A 20,766-nucleotide genomic window follows, 5' to 3' on the forward strand; every position below is an offset into this window, starting at 1 on the left:
AATTTGCGATTATGGCAATGACATGGAACAATTGTTTTTCTTCAAAAAGATATGGGATCGATAAAGCAACCCGGGATATCCGGAGTGATTTTGAACGCGATTGGGATCGCATTATTTTTTCCAGTCCCTTCAGAAGGCTGCAGAACAAAACACAGGTATTTCCCCTTCCGGAGGAGATCTTTGTGCATAACCGGCTTACCCATTCGCTGGAAGTAGCCAGTGTGGGCCGTTCTTTGGGTGGTTTGATCGGTGAAAAAATCGCTACGTTACCAGCGGTTGAAAAAGACCCGGATGCCGCTACTTTTTATACCAGCGATCTGAAATATGTTATTGCAGCGGCCTGCCTGGCCCACGACATGGGAAATCCCGCCTTTGGTCACTCAGGAGAAGACGCCATTTCCAAATATTTTAAAAAACGGCACCAATCTGCGCACCCGGATGATATTGCCTTTAAGCAATTGTTCAGCCCGGCAGAATGGAAAGACCTCATCACCTTTGAAGGAAATGCCAACGCCCTCCGCATTCTTACCATGAAGCAGAATGGGCGCATGAAAGGCGGTTTTCGCCTTACCTACAGTACCCTGGGCTCTATCATTAAATATCCCTGCGAGTCCCGGGCCTCTGTAAAAGGCATGCTTCACCGGAAAAAATATGGATACTTCAACATTGATGAAGAGGTGTTTTTGCAAATAGCACAGGAACTGCATATGATCCGCGATACGGAAGCAGGTTCTGAAATCGTGTATAAGCGCCATCCCTTTGTGTTTCTTGTGGAGGCAGCAGATGATATCTGTTATAATATTATTGATTTTGAAGATGCCCATCGTTTAGGTATCCTGAGCTATGATGATGTGCGGGATCAGTTTTTCTCTATTATTGCAGCAGATCCCAAGTCCAATATGGATTCTGTAAAAAGAGTGGCCGATGATCTGAGCGGTGACCCCAATGAATCGATTGCCTATTTACGGGCAAAGTCTATCGGCACACTGATCTATAAATGTACCGGCGTATTTTGGGAAAACCAGGATTCCATCCTGGCCGGAACATTTGAAAAAAGTTTGATCGATGCCATCCCGGAACTGGAACAATCCCTAAAAACGATTGCCGCTATTTCCCGGCAAAAACTCTACAACGCCCGCAAGGTAGTGGAGCTGGAGATTGCCGGCTTCCGCATCATGTCGGGACTGGTGGAAGATTTTGTTACCGCAGCATTAACGCCCGCCGCAAGCCGGGAAAAAGAGCACCAGAAAATACTGGAGCTGTTACCTACCCAATATACATTTGATGAAGCCGGCAGTCCTTATATGAAGGTGATGCATATTCTTGATTTTATTTCCGGCATGACGGATGTATATGCCTTAAAGTTGTACCGGAAGCTCAGGGGCATTGAAATGTAAGTATGTCCTTACAAAAAGGGAAAGACCTTATGCGTAATGTTGTTCAACAGATGGGAACTGCTTTTAATGCGATAAGGTCACCCTTTGTGCATACAGGTTTCAATACATCGATTATAGTAACAAAGCGCTTTAAATTATTTTTTACCTGTATATCAATCCCCTGAAACATGCGCCAGCACTGCATTTCATCGATTTAATATAAATCAGCTTACCCGTTTCTTTCACAACGCCATTTCGAAGTCACCCAATAATTAATCGAACTTATCGAATAAACAGTGGCACTCATCGAATTCTCTTGCACCGCAATTACAATCCGTTTATTTTCGCACCCGATTAACATCAAACAGGAAGTTTTAGCCTAAGACTGTTTCATGATAAACTACGGTTACCGGAATAACACAATCATCATTGTTTCAAAAGCAAGATGATAATAACCCCGGAACATTGCTAAAACAGAAGCTTTTATGCAGGGACTTTACATCAGGACGCTGGTGTTCCTTATTCCCTTTTTGATTTGTTACAGATGTCTTGCGGCTCGTCATCCAGGCCAGTTGTCACCGTCAGGATATCGGCCAGGCTTATACCCTTCAAACAAGCTTTGGATCCGGCATGGATCATAGCGCAACTATGAAAAGAACCACTATGCGATCACATGTCGCAGTACCGTACCCGGGCACGTTTAAATGGGTTAAAGGCAGGCGCTCTTGAAAACTTCACGCCTTTAATCAAACATTAGGCACTGTCTCCACCTGAAGCAGGAACCTGGTTCCCTGTTGCAGGAACAGATGGCATAGCAATGGCTTTGCGTTTACGTTAAATGCCGTTGCAAACAGCTCATTATGGATTGACATGTACAGCGCTGCTTCATGGTTGCACCCTGTATTGTCCGTCATCGACCGGTTTAACAAACATTCAAAAAAAAACAATAAAACTGAACTTGAAAATGACACGGAAAATTTCACCAACAGCACTATTAACACTTCTATGTGTATTGCTTTCGGGCTTCTATGGCCCCATTGCCAATGCACAATGCAGCAATTGCGGCAATTCTTATTTAAATGTTACCGATATCAATTCGATCGACTATGATAATATGGTAAGCCTGTTTCACAGCACCCTTACCAAGCAGGCAAGCGGTAAGGTATTGGTTTGGGGCGAACGTACAAAAAGCAACGGTTCTTCCAGCAACCTGGTACCGGCCGAATTGAATAGTGCAAACTATTCCGGCCTTACCGGTGATATTTTAAAGATCGCCGGCGGTAGTAACAGCCAGAACAATGCGCAGTTTACCGTATTAACCACTACAGGTCTTTTCATCTGGGGTGACGAAGGCATTCTTGTAAGCAGTGCTTTTAAAAGCGGTACCGGTTTCGCCAAGGTAAGCGGCGGTCTGCCTTCCGGGGTAAACCCGACGGATGTAAAAATGCTGTTCGGCACCTACCAAACGCTGGCGCTTCTTACCTGCTCCGGTAATGTATGGGTGCTTTCTCAAAACAGTGATATGCGTGGTGCAGGCAACAGTGCCAGCTCATCAACTACCTGGTACCAGGTAACCGAATCCGGCAGCGGAAACCCGGTGCTCAGCAATGTGGCAGCAGTAAGAGGTGCTCCCGGAGGTTTAATGGCACAAAAGAAAGATGGCACGGTGTGGACCTGGGGACGGGATGTTTACCTTAGTGATGCAAATACCAGCACAAACCGCAACCGCGCTACAAAAATGACATTGTCCTACTCCGGTAATACCATCATTCCAAAAATGATCGGTATGACGGGTACTACTACCAGAAGCAGCCAATACATCCTGGGTACAGATGGGTATATCTACAGCCTTGGGAACAATACGTACCGGCAGCTGGGCGACCGTAGCACAACAGAAAGAAAATCCTGGGTACGTGTAAAGTCCGGCAGCAATACCGACCTTTCCAATATCGCCTGGATCAGTCCTAATGAGCATGACAATTATGGCGTAAGCGGAGTAAATGCAATAACCAATACCGGTGTGGTATGGGCATGGGGTAATAATGAGCGCAATATGCTGGGATTGGGAAATGCCAATAACAACTATGACCCTACAACGCCTCCCGGCGGACTTACCAGCGCTGACCAGGTTGTAGCCGTTGAAACCGGTGGACATACCTCCATGGTGGTTAAAAAATGTAGCGGCCGTTATGGTTATGTAGGACACAGGGTACATGGCAGCATGGCCGATGGTTCTGATGCAAACGAAAACGAAACCACCTATAATTTTTCTGCAACTGCAGTAATGGATATCTGCGGAGCCAGTTCCGGAGCAACCACCTTATTCCCTCCGCAGGGTACCGTACATATTGGTGATCAGATACAATTAGAATATACACCGGCTGGTGGAAACTTTACAGTAACAGGCCCTGCAACCATTACACAAGCAGGTTTATTAACCATTACCGGAAGGAATGCGGGTATTAAGGTAACATATACCGCTAAAGGAGATTGCGGCATTACTTCTTCAGAAATTGTGATCAAGGCAGAAGATATCTTTTTACCGGCTACATTCGACAAAGTAAGTGCAAGCATCCGGGGCAGTCAGCTCCAGGTAAACTTTACCACACTCACCGAACAGAACAACAGTCATTTTGAAATTGAAGCGTCAAAAGACGGTAAGGAGTTTGTAAAAATAGGAGCGGTGAAGAGCAGTGCTGTCAACGGCAACTCTAATATGCCCATCAGCTACAACTTTGGTATGAGCCAGAGTGCCGCTACCGGATTGCTGGGTATGTCTGTTGCGGTACTGGCCTTTGCCGGGCTGCTGGTAAACCGCAGAAACAAATGGATGCTGATGCTTACCATCCTGTTAGGTACGGGTATCTTTGGAGCAACCTCCTGTAAAAAACAGGAAGCATCATCTATCGACAGCGATGCCAAATTGTTCATCCGCATTAAACAAGTAGATAAAGACGGACAATACAGCTACAGCAAAGTTATACAGGCGGTACAGGAATAATTCATAATCGCCCGGTCCATTGCCGTTCGCCCAGGGTGAATCCGGCAATTGATCCGACAATAGATATCAATAAAATAAGGCCTCCGGTAATTGCCGGAGGCCTTATTTTATTTTGTTGCAGCATGTGCGCCGTTGCCTTATTATAATCTACAGGAACAAACTGCTGAATAAAATCATTGATGATTGCTTTATCATTACCGTCTTTTTCCTTGTAGTTATACCTAACTCAAAATCCACTGATGATATTTCAAAGGCGGCACACTTCGTTCCTTGAAAAATAACCGGCGCTTCAATTTCATTTATGCAACAAAGTTGCATAAATGAAAAATAAATACTAGTTTTGCCTTTTCAGGAACCGTTCTGCAATCAACACTTAAATGGATGTTATGGAAACAAAGAATCATTTTGACGTAGTAATTATCGGAGGAAGCTATGCAGGTCTTTCGGCAGCTATGGCGTTGGGCCGGTCTTTAAAAAACGTATTGGTATTGGATAGCGGTACTCCCTGCAACGCCACTACACCGCATTCGCATAACTTTCTTACCCAGGATGGTAAACCGCCTGCTGAAATAGCGGCCCTGGCCCGGCAACAGGTGGCCCGGTATCATACCGTACAATTTCGCACGGACCTTGCAACATCGGTAACAATATCAGGAAATCATTTTATTGTTTCAACACATTCGGGCAACAGATTTCATGGCCGGAAGCTGATCCTCGCAACCGGCATTAAAGACCTGCTTCCGGCAATTAAAGGGGTTGCCGATTGCTGGGGAAAATCGGTGATCCATTGTCCGTATTGTCATGGGTACGAATTCCGCAATCATAAAACAGGGATCCTGGCAAATGGACCAATTGCACTGCACTTTGCCGCACTCGTCCGGAATCTTACCAGCGACCTGACGGTGCTTACCAATGGAGCCGCACAATTTACAACGGAAGAACTGCAGCAGTTACAACAACGGAACATCGCCGTAGTACAAACTGAGATCAACGCCCTGCAACAAACCGGGGGACAGCTGCAGCAGGTGCTGTTTACAGATGGTACCGCCATACCCTTACAGGCACTATATGCCCGTGTACCGTTTGAACAACAAACCTCATTGCCTGCGGCGTTGGGCTGCGCCTTTACCGAACAGGGTCATATCCAGGCAGATGCTTTTCAAAAAACAACGGTGCCCGGTGTTTTCGCCTGCGGCGATGCGGTATCTCCGATGCGATCTGTGGCCAACGCCGTAGCCGGAGGCAATCTTGCAGGCGCAATGGCCAATCATGAGCTTTCACAGGAAGATTTTACCGGCAGCCAGGAAAAGATAAAATGAGCAATATTCAATGTAGCATATAAAAAAACAAGACTCGATAAGAAGGGAAATTACTAGCCATAACAGGAGCTCCTGCTTTTTAATTTTAAATTTTTATTCGTTATTTTACATTACGGAGATGCCGGGAGTAAATGTAAAAGTGAAGAATATTTGATAAGAACGAAGATCAGATTGGATATTTTACATTCCCAAAAAATGCCATCCTAGCTCAGTTGGTAGAGCAGCTGTTTCGTAAATAGCAGGTCGTGGGTTCGAGTCCCATGGTTGGCTCATAAAAATACAGACCGCAGCACAACGGCCGTCTGTTCATTTAAAATTCCTTGAGGGGAATAATTCCCCCTGTACTGCTTTTTGCCCGATATCTTTTTTCTTTCCGGAAGGATCCATTTCTCCCATATAGGAGGTAACCGCCAGCCGGAGATCTTCTGTACCTGGAGCTACCATATCCTGTAAGAATGCATTCATATTGTAACAACGGCTCACCACTACATGGATCACAGTTCCCTCTTTTTGAATCTTCCCGGAAACCATCAGCAGTTTTGACTGTAAAATTTCCCTCCGGTATGTTTCAAATACTTTATGAAATACCACCAGGTTGGCAATGCCGGTTTCATCTTCAATGGTAATAAAGCAAACCCCGGTTGCCGTTTGCGGCCGCTGCCGTACCAGCACCAGGCCGGCGATCCGTACAAAAGCACCATCCGGCCACACTTCTAACATACGGGTGGGTGCAATGCTCCGTTTCTGAAGCAGGGAACGTGCAAAGCTTACGGGATGGGCTTTTAGCGACAGGGCGGTACTGTTATAATCCTGCAGCACATGAGCCGCCGCACTCAGCGCAGGCAATTGCACCACGGGTTCTGTGGCGCTTTCAGAAGGCAGTCCTTCAAATACACCGGAAGGCTTGTCCGCTAAAGCGGCTACTTCCCAAAGCGCCTGCCGGCGGTCCAGCCCCAGCGAGCGGAAGGCATCTGCATCGGCAAGATACTCCAGCGCAGCCTGGGAGATCCCGGCATCAGATAGCTGAACAATACTGCTAAAAGGATGCCTTCTTCTTTCGATCAGCAACTGCATTTCTTCTTCCTTTACTCCTTTTACCTGACGGAAACCCAGACGGACCGGGCAAAAGGCGCCCTTTTTTTCTTCAAGCGTATGATCCCAGCAGGAATGGTTCACATCGGCAGGAAGCACTTCTACGCCGTGTTTCTGTGCATCAATGACAATTTGCGCCGGACGGTAAAAGCCCATGGGCTGGCTGTTGAGCAGCGCACAGCAAAACACATCCGGGTAATGAAGCTTGGTCCAGGAAGAGATATATACCAACAGGGCAAAACTGGCGGCATGACTTTCCGGGAAACCATAGCTTCCAAAACCTTCCAGTTGTTTAAATACCCGCTCCGCAAATTCCTTTTCATATCCTTTTGCCACCATTCCGTTTACCAGTTTGGTACGCCATTTTGTTACCTGTCCCTGGGCTTTAAACGTTGCCATACTGCGGCGCAGCCCATCTGCTTCTGCAGGCGTAAAACCAGCCGCAACAATGGCGATCTCCATGGCCTGTTCCTGGAAGAGGGGCACCCCCCTGGTGCGTTCCAGTATGGTTTTTAATTCGGCAGAAGGGTATATTTCTTCTTCCTCACCATTACGCCGGCGCAGGTAAGGATGCACCATATCGCCCTGTATGGGTCCGGGACGTACAATAGCCACCTCGATCACCAGGTCGTAAAAGTTTTCCGGCCGCAGCCGGGGCAGCATCGACATCTGCGCCCGGCTTTCAATCTGGAACACACCGATGGTATCTGCCCGGCTGATCATCTCGTATACTTCTTTCTCTTCTGGTGGAACAGTAGCCAGCGTCAGCACAGGGCCATGATGCTGTTTGATCAGGTCAAATCCTTTGCGAATGCAGGTGAGCATCCCCAGGGCCAGTACATCCACTTTTAAAAAGCCCAGGGTCTCAATATCATCTTTATTCCACTCAATACAGGTACGGTCTTCCATACGTGCATTCAGGATAGGGCAGAGGTCAGACAATTTATTTTGCGTGATCACAAAGCCTCCCGTATGCTGCCCCAGCTGCCGGGGAAAGCCGATGTATTGCCGGGTAAGCTCCAGTGTTTTTAAAAGATGCGGATCATGGGCCATAAAACCTCCGCTGGTACTTGATTTTCCCTCCGTCCACTCTTGTGTAAGTTCATATTCCGATTTTGCCAGATGATCCACCGCATCGGCCGACAGGCCCATCACCTTGGCCACATCCCTTACAGCTCCCTTCCAATGCACCTGTGTTACGGTGGCTACAATACCGGCCCGGTCGCGGCCATATTTTTCATAAATATATTGCATCACCTCCTCCCGCCGTTCATGTTCAAAGTCTACATCAATATCCGGCGGTTCATCCCGTGCATCCGACATAAAACGGGCAAAAAGTAATTTAATTTTTATCGGGTTCACCGACGTAATGCCCAGGCAATAACAAACAACAGAATTAGCCGCAGAGCCCCGGCCCTGGCAGAGGATCTCCCTGCTGCGTGCAAAACGAACCAGGTCATAAACGGTTAGAAAATAGGATGCATAATTTTTACGCTCCATAAATGCCAGCTCTTCTTTGATATTCTTTTCAACGGTACACAGCTCCGCGGGAGTAAATTTTTCCTGCGCGCCTTTCCATGCCAGGTATTCCAGCTCCTGCTGCGGTGTACGGCCCTCCGTTGTAAGCTCTTCCGGGTATACATAGTTGAGCTGTCCCAGGGAGAACTGGCAGGCTTCCGCTATTTCCTGTGTGCGGGCAATGGCATCCGGATACAGGCGAAACAACCGCAGCATTTCCTTTTCATCCTTTAAATGCCGCTCAGCATTCTGACAGAGCCGGTAACCCGCAGTTTGTATGGTACACTTTTCGCGGATGCAGGTCAGCACATCCTGCAGTTCCCGTCTTGCTGCTTCATGATAATGTACATCATTGGTGGCCACCACCGGAACACCGCACTGTTCTGCCAGTTGCGCCAGCCGGAACAACTTTTTTGCGTCATTGCCCTGGTAAGTACATATGGCTCCCAGGTACAGCTCTTGTCCCAGCGCCTTCCTGTATTCCTTTACTGCATCCTTAAACGCCTGGTCCAGCTCAAACGCAGCATTTAATTCCGGCGGCGGCACCACAATAAACTTCATTCCTTTTGCATACCGGTATACATCGGCTTTATACAGCACACATTTCCCTTTTTCCGTACGCAGATTCCCTTCTGTAAGCAATGCAGACAGCCGGCTGTAGGCTTCTTTATTTGTTGGATAAATCAGCAGGCCGGGGCCATCCGCCAGATCCAGCCGGCAGGCGGGTATGATCCGCAGGGTGGTATCCTTTGCTGCAGCATACGCACGCACCACACCTGCCAGGGTATTGCGGTCGGTAATGGCAAGCGCCGTATACTTCAGTTCAAGAGCCTGTTTTACCAATTCTTCGGGATGTGATCCGCCTCTTAAAAATGTAAAATTGGTAGTTACCTGTAATTCTGTGTAGGGCATGTATACCTTTTTTTATGCAAAGAATCCATGAAGGAACCATTGCGGTTTTTCTGCTCCATAATGACCTTCCCGGAACAACCAGTAGCGGGCGCCTTCTTCATCTTCCACCACATAGTAATCGCGTACCAGGTTCAGCTCCAGCCACCATTCCTGTTCAATACGTTCCGGGCCATCTGCTTTTTTTATATGATGCACCTTTCCCCGGTAACGGAAAAGCATGGGCGGATAATCCGGTACCGGAGCAGCAACAATAATAGGTTCGGGTTTAGACAACAGGTATACGGGGCGCGGCCGGTCGCTACGCCAGGCAGTTGTACCCTTTTCAAACAATCCGCCGCGAACAACGGAACGTTCTGGCCAGTAATGTTCGGCCGGCAGGTACCGCGTCAGGGCGGCATCTCCCATCCGGCCGGCGATCCGGTCCAGCAAACCGGCCAGTTCCGTGCCGGTATCTGCACCCCCCAGTGTATTCCAAATGGCCTCCTGCCGGCCCAGCAGTTCCTCCACCGCCGGGGCTTCCAGTGTAAACACTTCAATACCCATCCCCGGGGAGATGGTGGAGATCCTGGGTTCAAATAGTTTCAACAGATGCGCGGTATTACGCACCGGCCGGTTGGTACCAATAAAAATTTCCTGCAACCGGCCATCTATGGTGTCGATCTTAAATACAGCAGAACGCAGTCCTTTGCCGGCACGCTGAAGGTTATCGCAAAGCCGCTGCAATAATGTTTCCAGGGCAATATCAATGGCAACCCGTGTATGTACGGGCTCTGTACAAGGAAGCTGCTCCCGGAAAACGATTGCGGGCTGCAAAGGTACCGGTGCTTCCGGAAGATGACCCAGGGCCTGCGCGATGCGGGTAAGCAGTGCCTGTCCGAAGCGCCTGCGTAATACTGTTGAAGGCATTGAAATAAAACTTCCGATATCCGCAAAACCCAGCTTTTGTAACCGTTCCAATACCAGCGGTTCCAGCCGCAAAGCAGCGGGAGGTAACGGTTTCAGCGCAGTTTCCTGTTGGCCGGGAGCTACAATAAGATCTGCTGCTCCAAAACGGGCCATCGCCCATGCGGCACCTACCGTGTCTGCAATGCCCGTACGCACTTCGTAGCCGGAGGTCTTTAATTTACGGATGATCGTATTGAGGTAGGGCTGCTCTCCACCCCAAAGGTGCGGACAACCGCTGATGTCTAGTACAATCCCATCCGGCAGGTCAGCGGCCACCACCGGCGTAAAACGAAGGCACCATTCCGCTAACCGGGTCAATAATTTTTCTTCCGCACCCGGTTTGTAATGAAATAATCTTAATTCAGGAAGCAGGGCTTTTGCATCGGCCACCACCATGCCCCGTACAATTCCTTTGTTCACAGCCGGCGTGCTGGCGGCTTTTACCATCAGCCGGCCCCGTTCCGGTGCAGCAATAATAAACGGCATATTCTTTAGGCCAGGCCGGAGGCGCAGTGCCCTGTTGGCGAGCAGTGCAGGAAACCATATAGATAAATACCGGCGCATGCTATCCCGCTTTTTTAATAATAACCGGCTGCTCAGCAATTTGCTCTGCCAGCACCGAAAAGCCCTGTGGAGTCCACTGTACATTCCACCTGCCCGGCCGGCCATTGCGTATTTTGCACAGTTCCACATTCCAGCAGGGGAACCCCACGCCCGGTAATCCTTCCGGAGGCTTGCTGGCAATGGATTTGATCCGCCAACGGGATACACATGCCTGGCTCTCCGTTATACGATTGGTACGGTGGTGTATCAACCCGGTTACCCGGCTTTTTTCTACAGCCAGCTGCAACCGGCGGGATGCAGTGAAGCTTAGCGCTCCAACTTCCCCCACCACCGCAGCGAGGGTTGCGCACTTAAGCCCTTCTTCGATGGCCCAAAGCGCCTGCTGGGGATCCGGGGCTTCTACAAAAAGGACCTGGTCCGGCATAATACCAAAAAAGCGTAATGCGGGAGGAAAAATACTCCGGTGCCGGCTTACCCAAAGACAGGTACCCTTCCGCATAAGTGTGCCCAGCAGGCCCGCCATAAAGCCGGTAGTAGCGGCGGCATCTTCAGCACTGCTGCTGATCAATTCATGCACAGCACCTACCGGGAATGCCCGGTGTGGAAATGACTGATTAATAATACCCAGCCCGATGTCCTGCAGCTCCGCATCCAGGGGAACCCGCAGGCCCTGCAACAACAGCAGCTCTTCCTGCAGTTGTTGAAAAAGGGTGGTATGAAACAGCGCCTGTGCCATATAACGGGCTGCCAGCAGCCACAGCTAAGGTACAATGATTTGCTAATATATTTAGCAATATTTTGCTAAATTTTTGCTCGTGTTAAAACTAATCCTGGAAGGGTAACAAAAATGCCCGGCAGGGGATATACCAGTACACTAAACGTAAAACAATGAAAAAAATACTTACCCTTTGCATGATCCTGGCCTGGGCGCAGGCAGGCTTTTCCCAGGTAAACAACTCCAGGATCATTACTAGTGCCGGCATGCCGGCACGACTTTCTATGAATGTTACCGTTGCCCGGCAGCAACAGGCCACGCAGGCTGACTCAACTGCGCGTAATCCATTATATGAAGGAGCTGGCTCTTCCGGTCATAACCCAATGTTTGAAAACAGGCTTCAACCGGCAGCTCCTGGAAGCAGACCGGTAAAAAACGGAGAAAACCCCATGCCGGCAGAAAAACGTTATAGCAGTTTAAAAGATGTGGTAAGAACCCAGGTATAGCACCACTGGTTAAAGCAATATCCGCTGGGCCTCCGGAACCGTTGCAATATGTGGCAGTTGACCCAACCGGTACCGGTGATACAGTCCGGGAATTACATCTGCGCTGTCGGCAACAAAGGGACCATGCACTACGATGGTTTCTTTCAGCGGTGCACCGGCATACAGTACCAGCCGGGCCTTTCCTTCTTTTGCAGCTATTTTTAATGTGCTTTGCCCGGCTGTATCAAACAGATCCAGCCATCCCATTTGTTCCTTCTTCAGCGATTGTTCATTCGTACCGGCAGTAACCGCACCTTCCAGTATGTACACAAATGTGTTATACGCTGCAGGGAGCTCCAGCAAGGTAGTAGCACCTGATTCCAGCGAAATATCAGCAACGATCAGCGGCACATAATTGGCCACCGGAGCCGTAAGCCCGTTTAGCGAGCCGCTGTACAACCGGATGTGCACGCCTTTTTCATCCAGCACCGGCACCTGCTTCAGCGGCAGGTCCTGAACCCTGGTGTGGCATTCCTGTATTTGCGGGTAGGTTCAGCCACAGTTGTAACAGCCTCAGTTGCATGGGCCGGTCGATGGTTTCTGTATGCACCACACCACTTCCGGCAGTCATCAGCTGAAAATCTCCGCTGTGCATTTTGTACGCTTCATCACCGATCTCCCCTTCCAGCAGTAACGACACGGTTTCAAAACCCGCATGCGGATGGGCTCCGCCTGCGGGTTGAAAATCTTTTTTATCCAGTACATCATCCATCAGCATAATAAAAGGATCGGAGGCTGCAAAATCGGCACCGACCAGTTGACGGGCAGTATGACCGGCTCCCAGGAATCCCTGGCGGGCCTCCGGGGTTTCAGTTTTTACGATCGCTCTTTCAATGTTCATAATGGATTCTTTATGCAGGAGTAGCCACGGCCTGCTTTACCAGTTCCAGTTCACTCTGAATCTTCACTTCCTCGCCCAGCGCAATACCCCCTGTTTCCAGTACGGAATTAAAATTAATCCCCCACAGGCTGCGTTCAATTTTACCGGTTACAAAAAAGCCAGCCCGCTCATTACCCCAGGGATCCTTTGTGGTACCATTATGCTCTACTTTCAGTTCCACCGGATGGGTAACGCCTTTTAAGGTGAGGTTACCCCGCAAAGCGAAGGTATCTGCATCTTTGCGTGTAATACCCGTTGATACAAATTCAAGCTCGGGATATTTTTCCACTTCAAAAAAATCGGAATGGCGGAGGTGCGCATCCCGCTGTTCATTATTGGTTGATACGGACTCCATACGCGCCTTAAGTTTCACCTGGGCTTCACTGAAATCGTCTCCGGGGGCATCCACTTCTACCTCAAAATCCCGGAAAGAACCCGTTACATTACTGATCATTAAATGCCGGATCTTAAAACCCAGTTCACTATGCGTAAGATCCGATAACCATTTTACTTGTGCCATAATTTATTTTTTTGTTTAAGAACACAAAGTTATTTCAGCTTACTTTCAAAAAGTAAGCACTATACAAAAGGTAAGCACTATACAACGGGTAAGTGGGTATCTTTGCAGTTCTAAAACAACAGATCATGGCTAAATCGAATCGTTGCGATGTTCCCCTGTCAGCCGAAGCATGTAATGCCAATTTAATGGCCGTTGGAGACGCGCTATATGCCATTGGCGGAAAATGGAAACTACGGATAATTGTGGCCTTAAAAACCGGCAGCAAGCGTTTTAACGAATTACAGCGATCCATAGAAGGTATTTCAGCCAAAGCACTTGCGGCTGAATTGAAAGATCTTGAATTGAATGGCTTTGTGCACCGGCGGGTATTTACCGGTACACCCGTGGTGGTCAGCTATGAGTTAACCGAATATTCCGGCACGCTGGGAGATGTACTGGATGCCCTTTCCGCCTGGGGCTCCATGCACCGCGAAACCATTAAGAAAGGCATGCGCAAAAATAAAAATCCTGTTTTATAAGGAGCGCGTATTGTTAACGGTCATTGCGCATCCTCCAACTGAAAATTGCCGGAGGCATTTTTAAAACAAGAACGTCCACAAAGAATCCCCCTTCCCGGGGGATTTACGTTTTTGTAATCTGGCTTACATTTGAGCATGAAATAGGATTCGATAGCAACAATGCAGGTGATCCGTAAAAAGGCATTGCCTGCTTAAAAGATAGACCGAAGAATTTTCTCATGTAGATTTTTGTTATCTGCAACGCAGGTGGTTTTCACTGCCTGCCCTTTGTTGTATAAATATATATAAAAATTAACAGTTAAGTCAGGCGCTCGTGATTTATATTTATCAGGAATGGGTTCAAATGATAAAATTAATGAGGCGTATCTGTTTCATCTTTTCTTTTTGTCTTGCTTTTCAGGCAACACAGGCGCAACGTCTTCCCATTGAAAATTTTACCGTTGAAAAAGGTTTAAGCCAGTCGCAGGTAACCTGTATCACGCAGGATGTGCGTAACTATTTATGGGTTGGAACAATTGCCGGTCTGAACCGCTTTGACGGAGTTCATTTTAAAACGTTTTCAAAAAAGGACGGTATGCATTCCAATGTGATCGTGGCGCTGTACAGCTCTTCCAGGGGGGATGTATGGATCAGTACTGCCAAAGGTTTATCGCGGTACGACGGTTACGGGTTCCGGAATCTCAAAATACCACAGCAAAAAGCAGATTATGATTTTAGCGTAATCACAGAAGATGCCACCGGTAACATTTACACTTATGATTTATGGAACGGCTTGTTTGTTATAAAAGGGCAAAGCCTGGAAAAGATACCGTTTCCCCCTGAAGGTAAAAGTCCTACCTGTTTCTACCGTGATCAAAAAAAAAGACTTTGGGTTTATATTTACCAGCAGGGCTTTTATGAATTGTTGAATGGCAACTGGACAAAAATCATCGGGGTGCCGGGATTAATGCCCCGGGAGTTTGTACGGTCCATGACGGAAAGCCATGGGATTTATTATGCGGTTACCAATAAAGGCACATTGTTAAAGATCCAGGAGGAAAAAATCGTTGCGCGTAAACAATACGCCGGCACTTTTACATCCATCAATATTGACGAGGACCGTACGCTTTGGCTGGCTACCGCACATGGCGCATTGCTGATCGATAGCCGCACCCTGTTGTTGAAGCAGGAGTTAAATGCGCTAAACGGACTTTCGGATAACCGGGTTCATCTTATTTTTAAAGACGCTGCTCATAATTTATGGATCGGTACCGATGGTGATGGTCTCTTCAAATATTCGGGTGGTCCGTTTATAAGATACGACAAAAACAACGGGCTTATTGGCAATGTAGTAATGGGGTTTGCCAAGGATAAAAACGGGGATCTGTTTGCCGGTACCCGGGAGGGCGCCCTGTTGAAATATAACGCTGCAAAAAAAACATTTCAATCAATCGATCCGTTAAAAAAGAAGACCGGGGGCGTGAACTGCCTGGGGTCGGATCCTCGGGGAAATATTTATGTAGGCACCATGGAAAACCGGCTGTTAAAGATCAGCAATGGTCATGTTTCTGAAATTCTGCTTGAAAAGGAATACCGGCCCGGCATTTTTACCATTAAGGCTTATGGCAATAAGGTATGTGTGCTTACTACAGCAGGCAGCTACTGGATTGAAGGAAACGGAGCGAAGAAGATTAGCGGAATCAAAGGCGCCGTAAACGCTATCGCACTCGACAGCAATGACATATTAGCCGGTGGCAGCAAAGGCTTCTTCATCTATTCATGCAAGGACACCGCAGCCGCAAAACCGATACATATTCCGGGATTGGAAGACGTTAATGCCTCCTGCTTTGAACGGGTGGGCCGGTATATTGTTATCGGCAGTTTTGATGAGGGACTTTTCTTTTGGGACCGGGCCCTTAACAAAACGCTTACCTGCAACCGCGACAACGGGCTTGCAGACAATAATATTTTTGCCATTATGAAAGACTCCCGGGATAATCTTTGGGTTGGAACCAGTTCCGGAGTACAGCAGGTACGGCTAAACAGTGCTAACAACACATTCGAGGTACGTCCGTTTAATATAGCAGACGGTTATGAGCCTTCAGAAACCAATCTAAATGCCATAATCGAAGGGGATGATCAAACAATATGGATCGGTACAACGAAAGGAGCCTTTTTGTATGATCCTGCTTCCGATATAAAAAAACCGGAGGGAGCACCTGTAACGGTCATCGAATCTGTTGATTACCCCGGATTCCGGAATGCCAAAGAACAGCCGCTTTCTGCATGGGAACATTTGCCCCGGCATCCGAAAATAGCTTTTGCCAACAATAGTATCTCTTTCAGCTTTAAGGGGATCTATCTGCGCGATCCTGCATCGCTGCTGTATACCTATAAACTGGAGGGATATGATACCGCGTTCTCCCCGCTTCAGCATGAAACCTCTTTAAATTATATGGGGCTGCCTCCCGGCCGGTATATTTTTAAAGTAAAGGCAGTTACCAACGATGGCATTACTTCCGCAAACACTGTTGAATACCCCTTTACCATCATTACGCCTTATTATAAAACCGCATGGTTTAAGGGCCTGCTGGTAATTGTCCTCATCGGTATCGGCGGAGCCATACAGCTTATTTACACCAATCAAAAACGTAAACGGCGCAAGGAGATCCGCAAGATCAAAGAGCAGGAACAGCAACGGATAAGGGAGCAAACAGCCGCAGACTTTCATGATGAATTGGGAAATAAATTAACCCGCATCTCCATCCTTGCAGATGTGCTGCAATATAAAACGGACCCGGCAGATGAGGAAAAGATCAAGATCATCCGGCAAATAAAATCCAATGCCTTTGGCCTTTATACAGGAACCAAGGAGATCATCTGGTCGTTGTCAAAAGAAAGTGATCATCTGAATGATGTGCTCCTTACCATCCGCCAAACAGGAGTGGAGCTTTTCAGTGATACCGAAGTTCAGTTTGTATTTACCGGTCTTTCGGATATAGATGCGACCGTAAAAATACCACCGGGCTATAATCGCCACATCATCATGATATTTAAAGAGCTGCTCAGCAATAGCATGCGGCATGCCGGCGCCACCTGTGTATCGATTGCTTGCCGGAAAGAGCATCCGGATAGCATCGGTATTTACTTTACAGATAATGGAATTGGATTTAATAAAGATCAAAACAGGGGTAACGGATTGAACAATATTCAACGAAGAGCGGAAAAGATCGGAGGCCGGGTACAGATCCACTCTATCCGGAACCAGGGTACTACCTGCAGTTTAGTATTCAGTTTAAAAAAAGCAAAAGAGCAATAAAAATTTATGAGCACCGGTAACATGTATACACCAGATATGCCTGCAATCATTAACATTTGCATTATCGAGGATGATGAAATCATCCGCAAAGGATACATCAGCCTGTTGCAATCGGACGAAGATTTTTATACCTCCGGTGCATATGCATCTGCCGAGGAGGCGCTGAAACACCTGGAAGAAGATCAGCCGGATGTGATTCTTTTAGACATTCAGCTGCCGGGTATCAAAGGAGTGGATGCCATTCCGGCTATAAAAAAGCAGCTTCCCAATGTACAGGTCATTATGCTTACCGTTTACGAAACAGGGGAACTTATCTTCACGGCATTAAGGAATGGCGCTTCCGGTTATCTGACCAAAAATACATCGTTTAGCAAAATAAAGGAACATATCCGGGAAGTGATGAAGGGGGGCGGTGCCATGAGCGCCGGCATCGCCATGCAGGTTATGCAGCACTTTCAAAAAAATCCGAACTCACCACTGACAAAGCGCGAAACGGAAATCCTGGAATGTATTGCCGATGGAAAGAACCGGTCAAAGATTGCAGCGCAGTTATTTATCGATCTTGAAACGGTAAAATCGCATATTAAAAACATTTATCACAAGCTGGATGTAAACTCCCGGGATGAAGCCATTAAAGTAGCACGTAAAGACCGGTACATCTAACCTTTTCGAAGATGGCATTCCATCATCCTTATATATTTTCATCCCCCTTTTCAGGAAGCGATTTTTATATTCTATACTCCTCTGAAATATGCGCCGGTATTGCTCTCCAGGCGAAATTCCGCCCCTGGCAATTATGGCTGCCCGTGTATTTTTCATGTTCCGTAGCCACAGACCATTTTAACATTTCTTATACGTGTGGGTAGCAAAAATCACGCTTAACGGGGGAGTGCATTTTTTTTAAATGGCGCTACTTTTATAAAAGCAACCTGATCATTAATGAATCAAAAATATACGTCATGAAACGATTTACTTTTTTTTTATTCCTCTGCTGTTTAAGCTCCGGAGCGTTTGCAACAAACCCCATTATTGGAGAACGGCCGCTGAAATCTTTTAACGCCCTTTTCAGTAATGTGCAGAATGTAGTTTGGGTAGCGGGCAAAGAGTATTCCGATGTTTCATTCCAGGCAGAGGGAAAGCTGATGAAAGCACGGTTCGATAATGCGGGTAATCTTATTCAAACCATACGGTACTACAAGGAAGACGGATTACCGGTATTTGTTCGGCAGCGGATCCGGAAACAATACAAAGGCTGCGAGATCTATGGAGTAACGGAGTTGTATACGAAAGATGCGCTTACGTACACATTTTCGATACGCAATGACCAGCACTTGTTTATTGTACTTTCTGATCTGAACGGCGATGTAATTTCGTCAAAAAAATATACGCGCGCCGAACCATAAGGGTGCGCCGGCTATATCAGACCTTTCGGAAAGAAGCAGTCCCTGTTCACGATCCGGCAACAAGGGACTGCCTTTGCCTTATACAGAGTACGGTAAAATACCGCAAATGCCAACGTGCATATAGCTCCTGATGGATGTCAGCCGTTCTTCATTGCGTTCCATTTTTCGGCGGTCATTTCAAATTTGATTTCCCCCTTCCCGTGCATGCCGGTTTCCGTCCAGCCAGCCTTCCGGTAAAAAGCTTCGGCCCTTGTACCCGGTGCTGTACCCAGCCAAACGGTTTGAGGCGTTTGCATAAAATACCAGTTCAGCATTGCATCATGCAAGCGCTTACCAATGCCTTTTCTCTCATATTCCGGATGTACAAATAAAGCCCAGATATTATGATCCTTCAGATCGGCAATGGAAAACCCTACAACGCGACCCGCTGTTTCATACACCCATCCTTTTCCCCGTTGTGTTATAAAGGCCTCACAATCCTGGTCTGTTACAAGATTGGGGTCAGAAAGGGTATTCTCCTTCACTGCATTTCTAACAGCCTGTATTTGCGGTATGTCATTTGTTATGGCTTCCCTGATCATCGGTATTATGATTTTATAGCTTAATGGAGCATTGTTTGTTTTGTAATTTATTACAATAAACGCATTGAAGAACAAACTGTTTTTTATGAGCCATAAAGCAGCGTATGCGGCAACCGGAAGCAGAAGCCCTACGAGTAACGATAAGTGGCTGCAAGAAATGAGGTGATTCCGCAATCCCGCGGGTTTGGCCATCCCGCAAATACTTTTTAATTTTAGTAAAACATTGTTGTGATGTCCTCAAAAACCCAGACTACCCGGATTGCCACCGCATTTTTGAGCTACGAAAAACTTATGTCCGACATCGCCCGAATGGAGGATGAAGTAGCCCAGTTAAGGAAAACCCGGGACGAACTATTGCAACCGGGCACGCATGAAATGACCGACCTGGTTGTTCAGGAAATTGTTGACTACGACGAACAGGTCATCCGCAAAGAAAGTGATATCAGTCTGTATGAGTTTGAAATGGAGAAGGCCATCACCTACCTGGAGTCTGTTTTTATCAAGATCGGCGTCGATAAAACGATTCGTGTTGTAAGTATAGACAATGAAGACTTTACCATTTATCGAAACGATAAAAACAAATTCTCAAGAGAAAAGGAGGCTAAGCCGTTGTTGTAACAGGCAGATCCCTCTGCGAAAAGCACCGGGTTCATCCACAACAACAACCTTAGTTCAATCGCATCTTATCGCTTTCCGGTTTCCGGCAGTAAGCCCCATGGTTAAATACCAGGAACAGAACCGGACCGAGGCCTATACAACATAAACGCCGTGCATAATAATTGTTTCTTCTTTTATTTGCCGTTTTAGCGGGCGATTCTTTCACTTTTTAGCTATTGGTCTTTTGCCCGGGCCTCATCCCAATGCAGGTGGGCTGTAAAATTTGCCGGCACATAATCGGGCGCATCAAAGTAAAGACCGGAAGCCATGCCGGTTCCGGTTTTTAAGGGCATTTCTCCAGCCTTTATGGAAGCATTTTTGTCAGACATGGAAAACCGTAAGGGTATAATGGTTTCTGTAGGCCCTGCCATATCCTGCGGGTAGTTGGTTTATTACGGGTTGCACCGATATTTCCTGGTCACCAGCAAGTGCTCCGGCAGGAATAATAATGCTGAAATTGCCATCTTCGCTTACGATAGAGCCTCCTGAAACACCAATCGTTTTGGTAACGGCAGCACCGCTGGGAGTACCGTGCGCAGTTACCAGCGCTGCAGATGCGACAGGAGAAGCGGGGTCCGGCTTGGTACAGGCGGCAACTAAAAACAGGAACAGACAGATCCAAACGTTCTTCTTTTTCATATCATTTGTTTGTGGGATCAATGTTTTTGAACCTAATAATTTTCAATGAAGAATCCCGGCATTGAGGAGCATTGAGGCATCCCGATTCATCAGGCTGAAATGTTTATATGGCGCTTCCGGTGACCATGCAATATTTCTCCCCCCTATCGACGGCATTTTTTTTTGTATACATCACATTTATTATTTTGAGTGCAAAGGAACCGGAATACCCCCGGCAGAAAAAGTGTATTTTGTACCTTAAAAGAGTCATTTTACGCCATGGGGGACTATGCACAACTTTAAT

General features: G+C 47.3%; 18 protein-coding genes and 1 tRNA gene. 10 read left to right on the forward strand and 9 right to left on the reverse strand.

The genetic code is table 11. From position 1 onward, the window contains the following. Window positions 1-11: 11 nt before the first annotated feature. The 4 genes from Q1V85_RS17645 to Q1V85_RS17660 all read left to right on the forward strand — a co-directional run bounded on the left by Q1V85_RS17645 (window position 12) and on the right by Q1V85_RS17660 (window position 5,966). Window positions 12-1,397 carry a deoxyguanosinetriphosphate triphosphohydrolase gene (locus Q1V85_RS17645; RefSeq protein ID WP_300601875.1) on the forward strand — a complete coding sequence of 462 codons (1,386 nt, stop codon included), beginning with the start codon at window positions 12-14 and terminating at the stop codon, window positions 1,395-1,397. A gap of 943 nt (window positions 1,398-2,340) precedes the next feature. Next, window positions 2,341-4,377 (forward strand): hypothetical protein, encoded by a 2,037-nt coding sequence (locus Q1V85_RS17650; RefSeq protein WP_300601876.1) that lies wholly within the window; start codon window positions 2,341-2,343, stop codon window positions 4,375-4,377. 386 nt (window positions 4,378-4,763) lie between these two features. Next, on the forward strand, window positions 4,764-5,696 hold the full coding sequence (locus Q1V85_RS17655; RefSeq protein WP_300601877.1) for an NAD(P)/FAD-dependent oxidoreductase: 933 nt from the start codon (window positions 4,764-4,766) through the stop codon (window positions 5,694-5,696). 197 nt (window positions 5,697-5,893) lie between these two features. Then, a tRNA-Thr gene (locus Q1V85_RS17660) sits at window positions 5,894-5,966 on the forward strand. 36 nt (window positions 5,967-6,002) lie between these two features. On the opposite strand, the gene Q1V85_RS17665 is transcribed toward Q1V85_RS17660, so the two are convergent. The 3 genes from Q1V85_RS17665 to Q1V85_RS17675 are packed head-to-tail and all read right to left on the reverse strand — an operon-like array spanning window position 6,003 to window position 11,463. Next, window positions 6,003-9,218, reverse strand: a complete 3,216-nt coding sequence (locus tag Q1V85_RS17665) for an error-prone DNA polymerase (RefSeq protein WP_300601879.1) — start codon at window positions 9,216-9,218, stop codon at window positions 6,003-6,005. A gap of 12 nt (window positions 9,219-9,230) precedes the next feature. Further along, complete coding sequence (locus Q1V85_RS17670) at window positions 9,231-10,727, reverse strand: DNA polymerase Y family protein (protein ID WP_300601881.1); 1,497 nt, start codon at window positions 10,725-10,727, stop codon at window positions 9,231-9,233. A gap of 1 nt (window position 10,728) precedes the next feature. Further along, complete coding sequence (locus Q1V85_RS17675) at window positions 10,729-11,463, reverse strand: Error-prone repair protein ImuA (protein ID WP_300601883.1); 735 nt, start codon at window positions 11,461-11,463, stop codon at window positions 10,729-10,731. Window positions 11,464-11,615: 152 nt separating this feature from the next. Here Q1V85_RS17675 and Q1V85_RS17680 point away from each other — a divergent pair, with 152 nt between their 5' ends. Further along, on the forward strand, window positions 11,616-11,948 hold the full coding sequence (locus Q1V85_RS17680) for a hypothetical protein (protein WP_300601884.1): 333 nt from the start codon (window positions 11,616-11,618) through the stop codon (window positions 11,946-11,948). 9 nt (window positions 11,949-11,957) lie between these two features. Here Q1V85_RS17680 and Q1V85_RS17685 read toward each other — a convergent pair whose 3' ends face one another. Genes Q1V85_RS17685 through Q1V85_RS17695 form a run of 3 tightly spaced genes read right to left on the reverse strand, consistent with a single transcriptional unit; the run spans window position 11,958 to window position 13,387 of the window. Next, entirely contained in the window at window positions 11,958-12,416 is a 459-nt protein-coding gene (locus tag Q1V85_RS17685; protein ID WP_300601885.1) for a pirin-like C-terminal cupin domain-containing protein, read from the reverse strand. Next, the gene (locus Q1V85_RS17690; RefSeq protein ID WP_300601886.1) at window positions 12,406-12,828 is read right to left on the reverse strand and encodes a pirin family protein; all 423 of its coding nucleotides are present in this window, start codon (window positions 12,826-12,828) and stop codon (window positions 12,406-12,408) included. The genes Q1V85_RS17685 and Q1V85_RS17690 overlap by 11 nt, the downstream gene beginning before the upstream one ends. A gap of 10 nt (window positions 12,829-12,838) precedes the next feature. Then, entirely contained in the window at window positions 12,839-13,387 is a 549-nt protein-coding gene (locus tag Q1V85_RS17695; protein ID WP_300601888.1) for a YceI family protein, read from the reverse strand. A 125-nt stretch (window positions 13,388-13,512) separates the two neighbouring features. Between Q1V85_RS17695 and Q1V85_RS17700 the strand changes: the two genes are divergently transcribed. From Q1V85_RS17700 to Q1V85_RS17715, 4 genes are all read left to right on the forward strand, one after another. Further along, complete coding sequence (locus tag Q1V85_RS17700) at window positions 13,513-13,905, forward strand: helix-turn-helix domain-containing protein (RefSeq protein ID WP_300601889.1); 393 nt, start codon at window positions 13,513-13,515, stop codon at window positions 13,903-13,905. A gap of 355 nt (window positions 13,906-14,260) precedes the next feature. Then, window positions 14,261-17,203, forward strand: coding sequence for a sensor histidine kinase (locus tag Q1V85_RS17705; RefSeq protein WP_300601890.1), 2,943 nt, complete (start codon window positions 14,261-14,263; stop codon window positions 17,201-17,203). A gap of 36 nt (window positions 17,204-17,239) precedes the next feature. After that, window positions 17,240-17,866, forward strand: a complete 627-nt coding sequence (locus tag Q1V85_RS17710) for a response regulator transcription factor (RefSeq protein ID WP_300601891.1) — start codon at window positions 17,240-17,242, stop codon at window positions 17,864-17,866. Between the two features lie 296 nt (window positions 17,867-18,162). Then, window positions 18,163-18,606 (forward strand): hypothetical protein, encoded by a 444-nt coding sequence (locus tag Q1V85_RS17715; protein WP_300601892.1) that lies wholly within the window; start codon window positions 18,163-18,165, stop codon window positions 18,604-18,606. Window positions 18,607-18,743: 137 nt separating this feature from the next. Here the strand turns inward: Q1V85_RS17715 and Q1V85_RS17720 are convergent, their stop codons facing one another. Continuing rightward, window positions 18,744-19,187: a GNAT family N-acetyltransferase gene (locus tag Q1V85_RS17720; protein ID WP_300601893.1), complete on the reverse strand. Its 444-nt coding sequence runs from the start codon at window positions 19,185-19,187 to the stop codon at window positions 18,744-18,746. A 231-nt stretch (window positions 19,188-19,418) separates the two neighbouring features. Between Q1V85_RS17720 and Q1V85_RS17725 the strand changes: the two genes are divergently transcribed. Further along, window positions 19,419-19,805: a hypothetical protein gene (locus tag Q1V85_RS17725; protein ID WP_300601894.1), complete on the forward strand. Its 387-nt coding sequence runs from the start codon at window positions 19,419-19,421 to the stop codon at window positions 19,803-19,805. Between the two features lie 212 nt (window positions 19,806-20,017). Here the strand turns inward: Q1V85_RS17725 and Q1V85_RS17730 are convergent, their stop codons facing one another. Both Q1V85_RS17730 and Q1V85_RS17735 read right to left on the reverse strand, forming a co-directional pair. Then, the gene (locus Q1V85_RS17730) at window positions 20,018-20,173 is read right to left on the reverse strand and encodes a hypothetical protein (protein WP_300601895.1); all 156 of its coding nucleotides are present in this window, start codon (window positions 20,171-20,173) and stop codon (window positions 20,018-20,020) included. After that, the gene (locus Q1V85_RS17735) at window positions 20,166-20,483 is read right to left on the reverse strand and encodes a hypothetical protein (protein WP_300601897.1); all 318 of its coding nucleotides are present in this window, start codon (window positions 20,481-20,483) and stop codon (window positions 20,166-20,168) included. The genes Q1V85_RS17730 and Q1V85_RS17735 overlap by 8 nt, the downstream gene beginning before the upstream one ends. Window positions 20,484-20,766: the final 283 nt, after the last annotated feature.

The sequence above is a fragment of the Niabella sp. genome (assembly GCF_030150205.1).
Taxonomy (GTDB): domain Bacteria; phylum Bacteroidota; class Bacteroidia; order Chitinophagales; family Chitinophagaceae; genus Niabella.

Excerpts from the sequence above, each read along its gene's own strand:
- Q1V85_RS17645 (WP_300601875.1), top strand. The coding sequence starts at position 12 with ATGGCAATGACATGGAACAATTGTTTTTCTTCAAAAAGATATGGGATC.
- Q1V85_RS17650 (WP_300601876.1), top strand. The coding sequence starts at position 2,341 with ATGACACGGAAAATTTCACCAACAGCACTATTAACACTTCTATGTGTA.
- Q1V85_RS17655 (WP_300601877.1), top strand. The coding sequence starts at position 4,764 with ATGGAAACAAAGAATCATTTTGACGTAGTAATTATCGGAGGAAGCTAT.
- Q1V85_RS17665 (WP_300601879.1), bottom strand. The coding sequence starts at position 9,218 with ATGCCCTACACAGAATTACAGGTAACTACCAATTTTACATTTTTAAGA.
- Q1V85_RS17670 (WP_300601881.1), bottom strand. The coding sequence starts at position 10,727 with ATGCGCCGGTATTTATCTATATGGTTTCCTGCACTGCTCGCCAACAGG.
- Q1V85_RS17675 (WP_300601883.1), bottom strand. The coding sequence starts at position 11,463 with ATGGCACAGGCGCTGTTTCATACCACCCTTTTTCAACAACTGCAGGAA.
- Q1V85_RS17680 (WP_300601884.1), top strand. The coding sequence starts at position 11,616 with ATGAAAAAAATACTTACCCTTTGCATGATCCTGGCCTGGGCGCAGGCA.
- Q1V85_RS17690 (WP_300601886.1), bottom strand. The coding sequence starts at position 12,828 with ATGAACATTGAAAGAGCGATCGTAAAAACTGAAACCCCGGAGGCCCGC.
- Q1V85_RS17695 (WP_300601888.1), bottom strand. The coding sequence starts at position 13,387 with ATGGCACAAGTAAAATGGTTATCGGATCTTACGCATAGTGAACTGGGT.
- Q1V85_RS17700 (WP_300601889.1), top strand. The coding sequence starts at position 13,513 with ATGGCTAAATCGAATCGTTGCGATGTTCCCCTGTCAGCCGAAGCATGT.
- Q1V85_RS17705 (WP_300601890.1), top strand. The coding sequence starts at position 14,261 with ATGAGGCGTATCTGTTTCATCTTTTCTTTTTGTCTTGCTTTTCAGGCA.
- Q1V85_RS17710 (WP_300601891.1), top strand. The coding sequence starts at position 17,240 with ATGCCTGCAATCATTAACATTTGCATTATCGAGGATGATGAAATCATC.
- Q1V85_RS17715 (WP_300601892.1), top strand. The coding sequence starts at position 18,163 with ATGAAACGATTTACTTTTTTTTTATTCCTCTGCTGTTTAAGCTCCGGA.
- Q1V85_RS17720 (WP_300601893.1), bottom strand. The coding sequence starts at position 19,187 with ATGATCAGGGAAGCCATAACAAATGACATACCGCAAATACAGGCTGTT.
- Q1V85_RS17725 (WP_300601894.1), top strand. The coding sequence starts at position 19,419 with ATGTCCTCAAAAACCCAGACTACCCGGATTGCCACCGCATTTTTGAGC.
- Q1V85_RS17730 (WP_300601895.1), bottom strand. The coding sequence starts at position 20,173 with ATGTCTGACAAAAATGCTTCCATAAAGGCTGGAGAAATGCCCTTAAAA.
- Q1V85_RS17735 (WP_300601897.1), bottom strand. The coding sequence starts at position 20,483 with ATGAAAAAGAAGAACGTTTGGATCTGTCTGTTCCTGTTTTTAGTTGCC.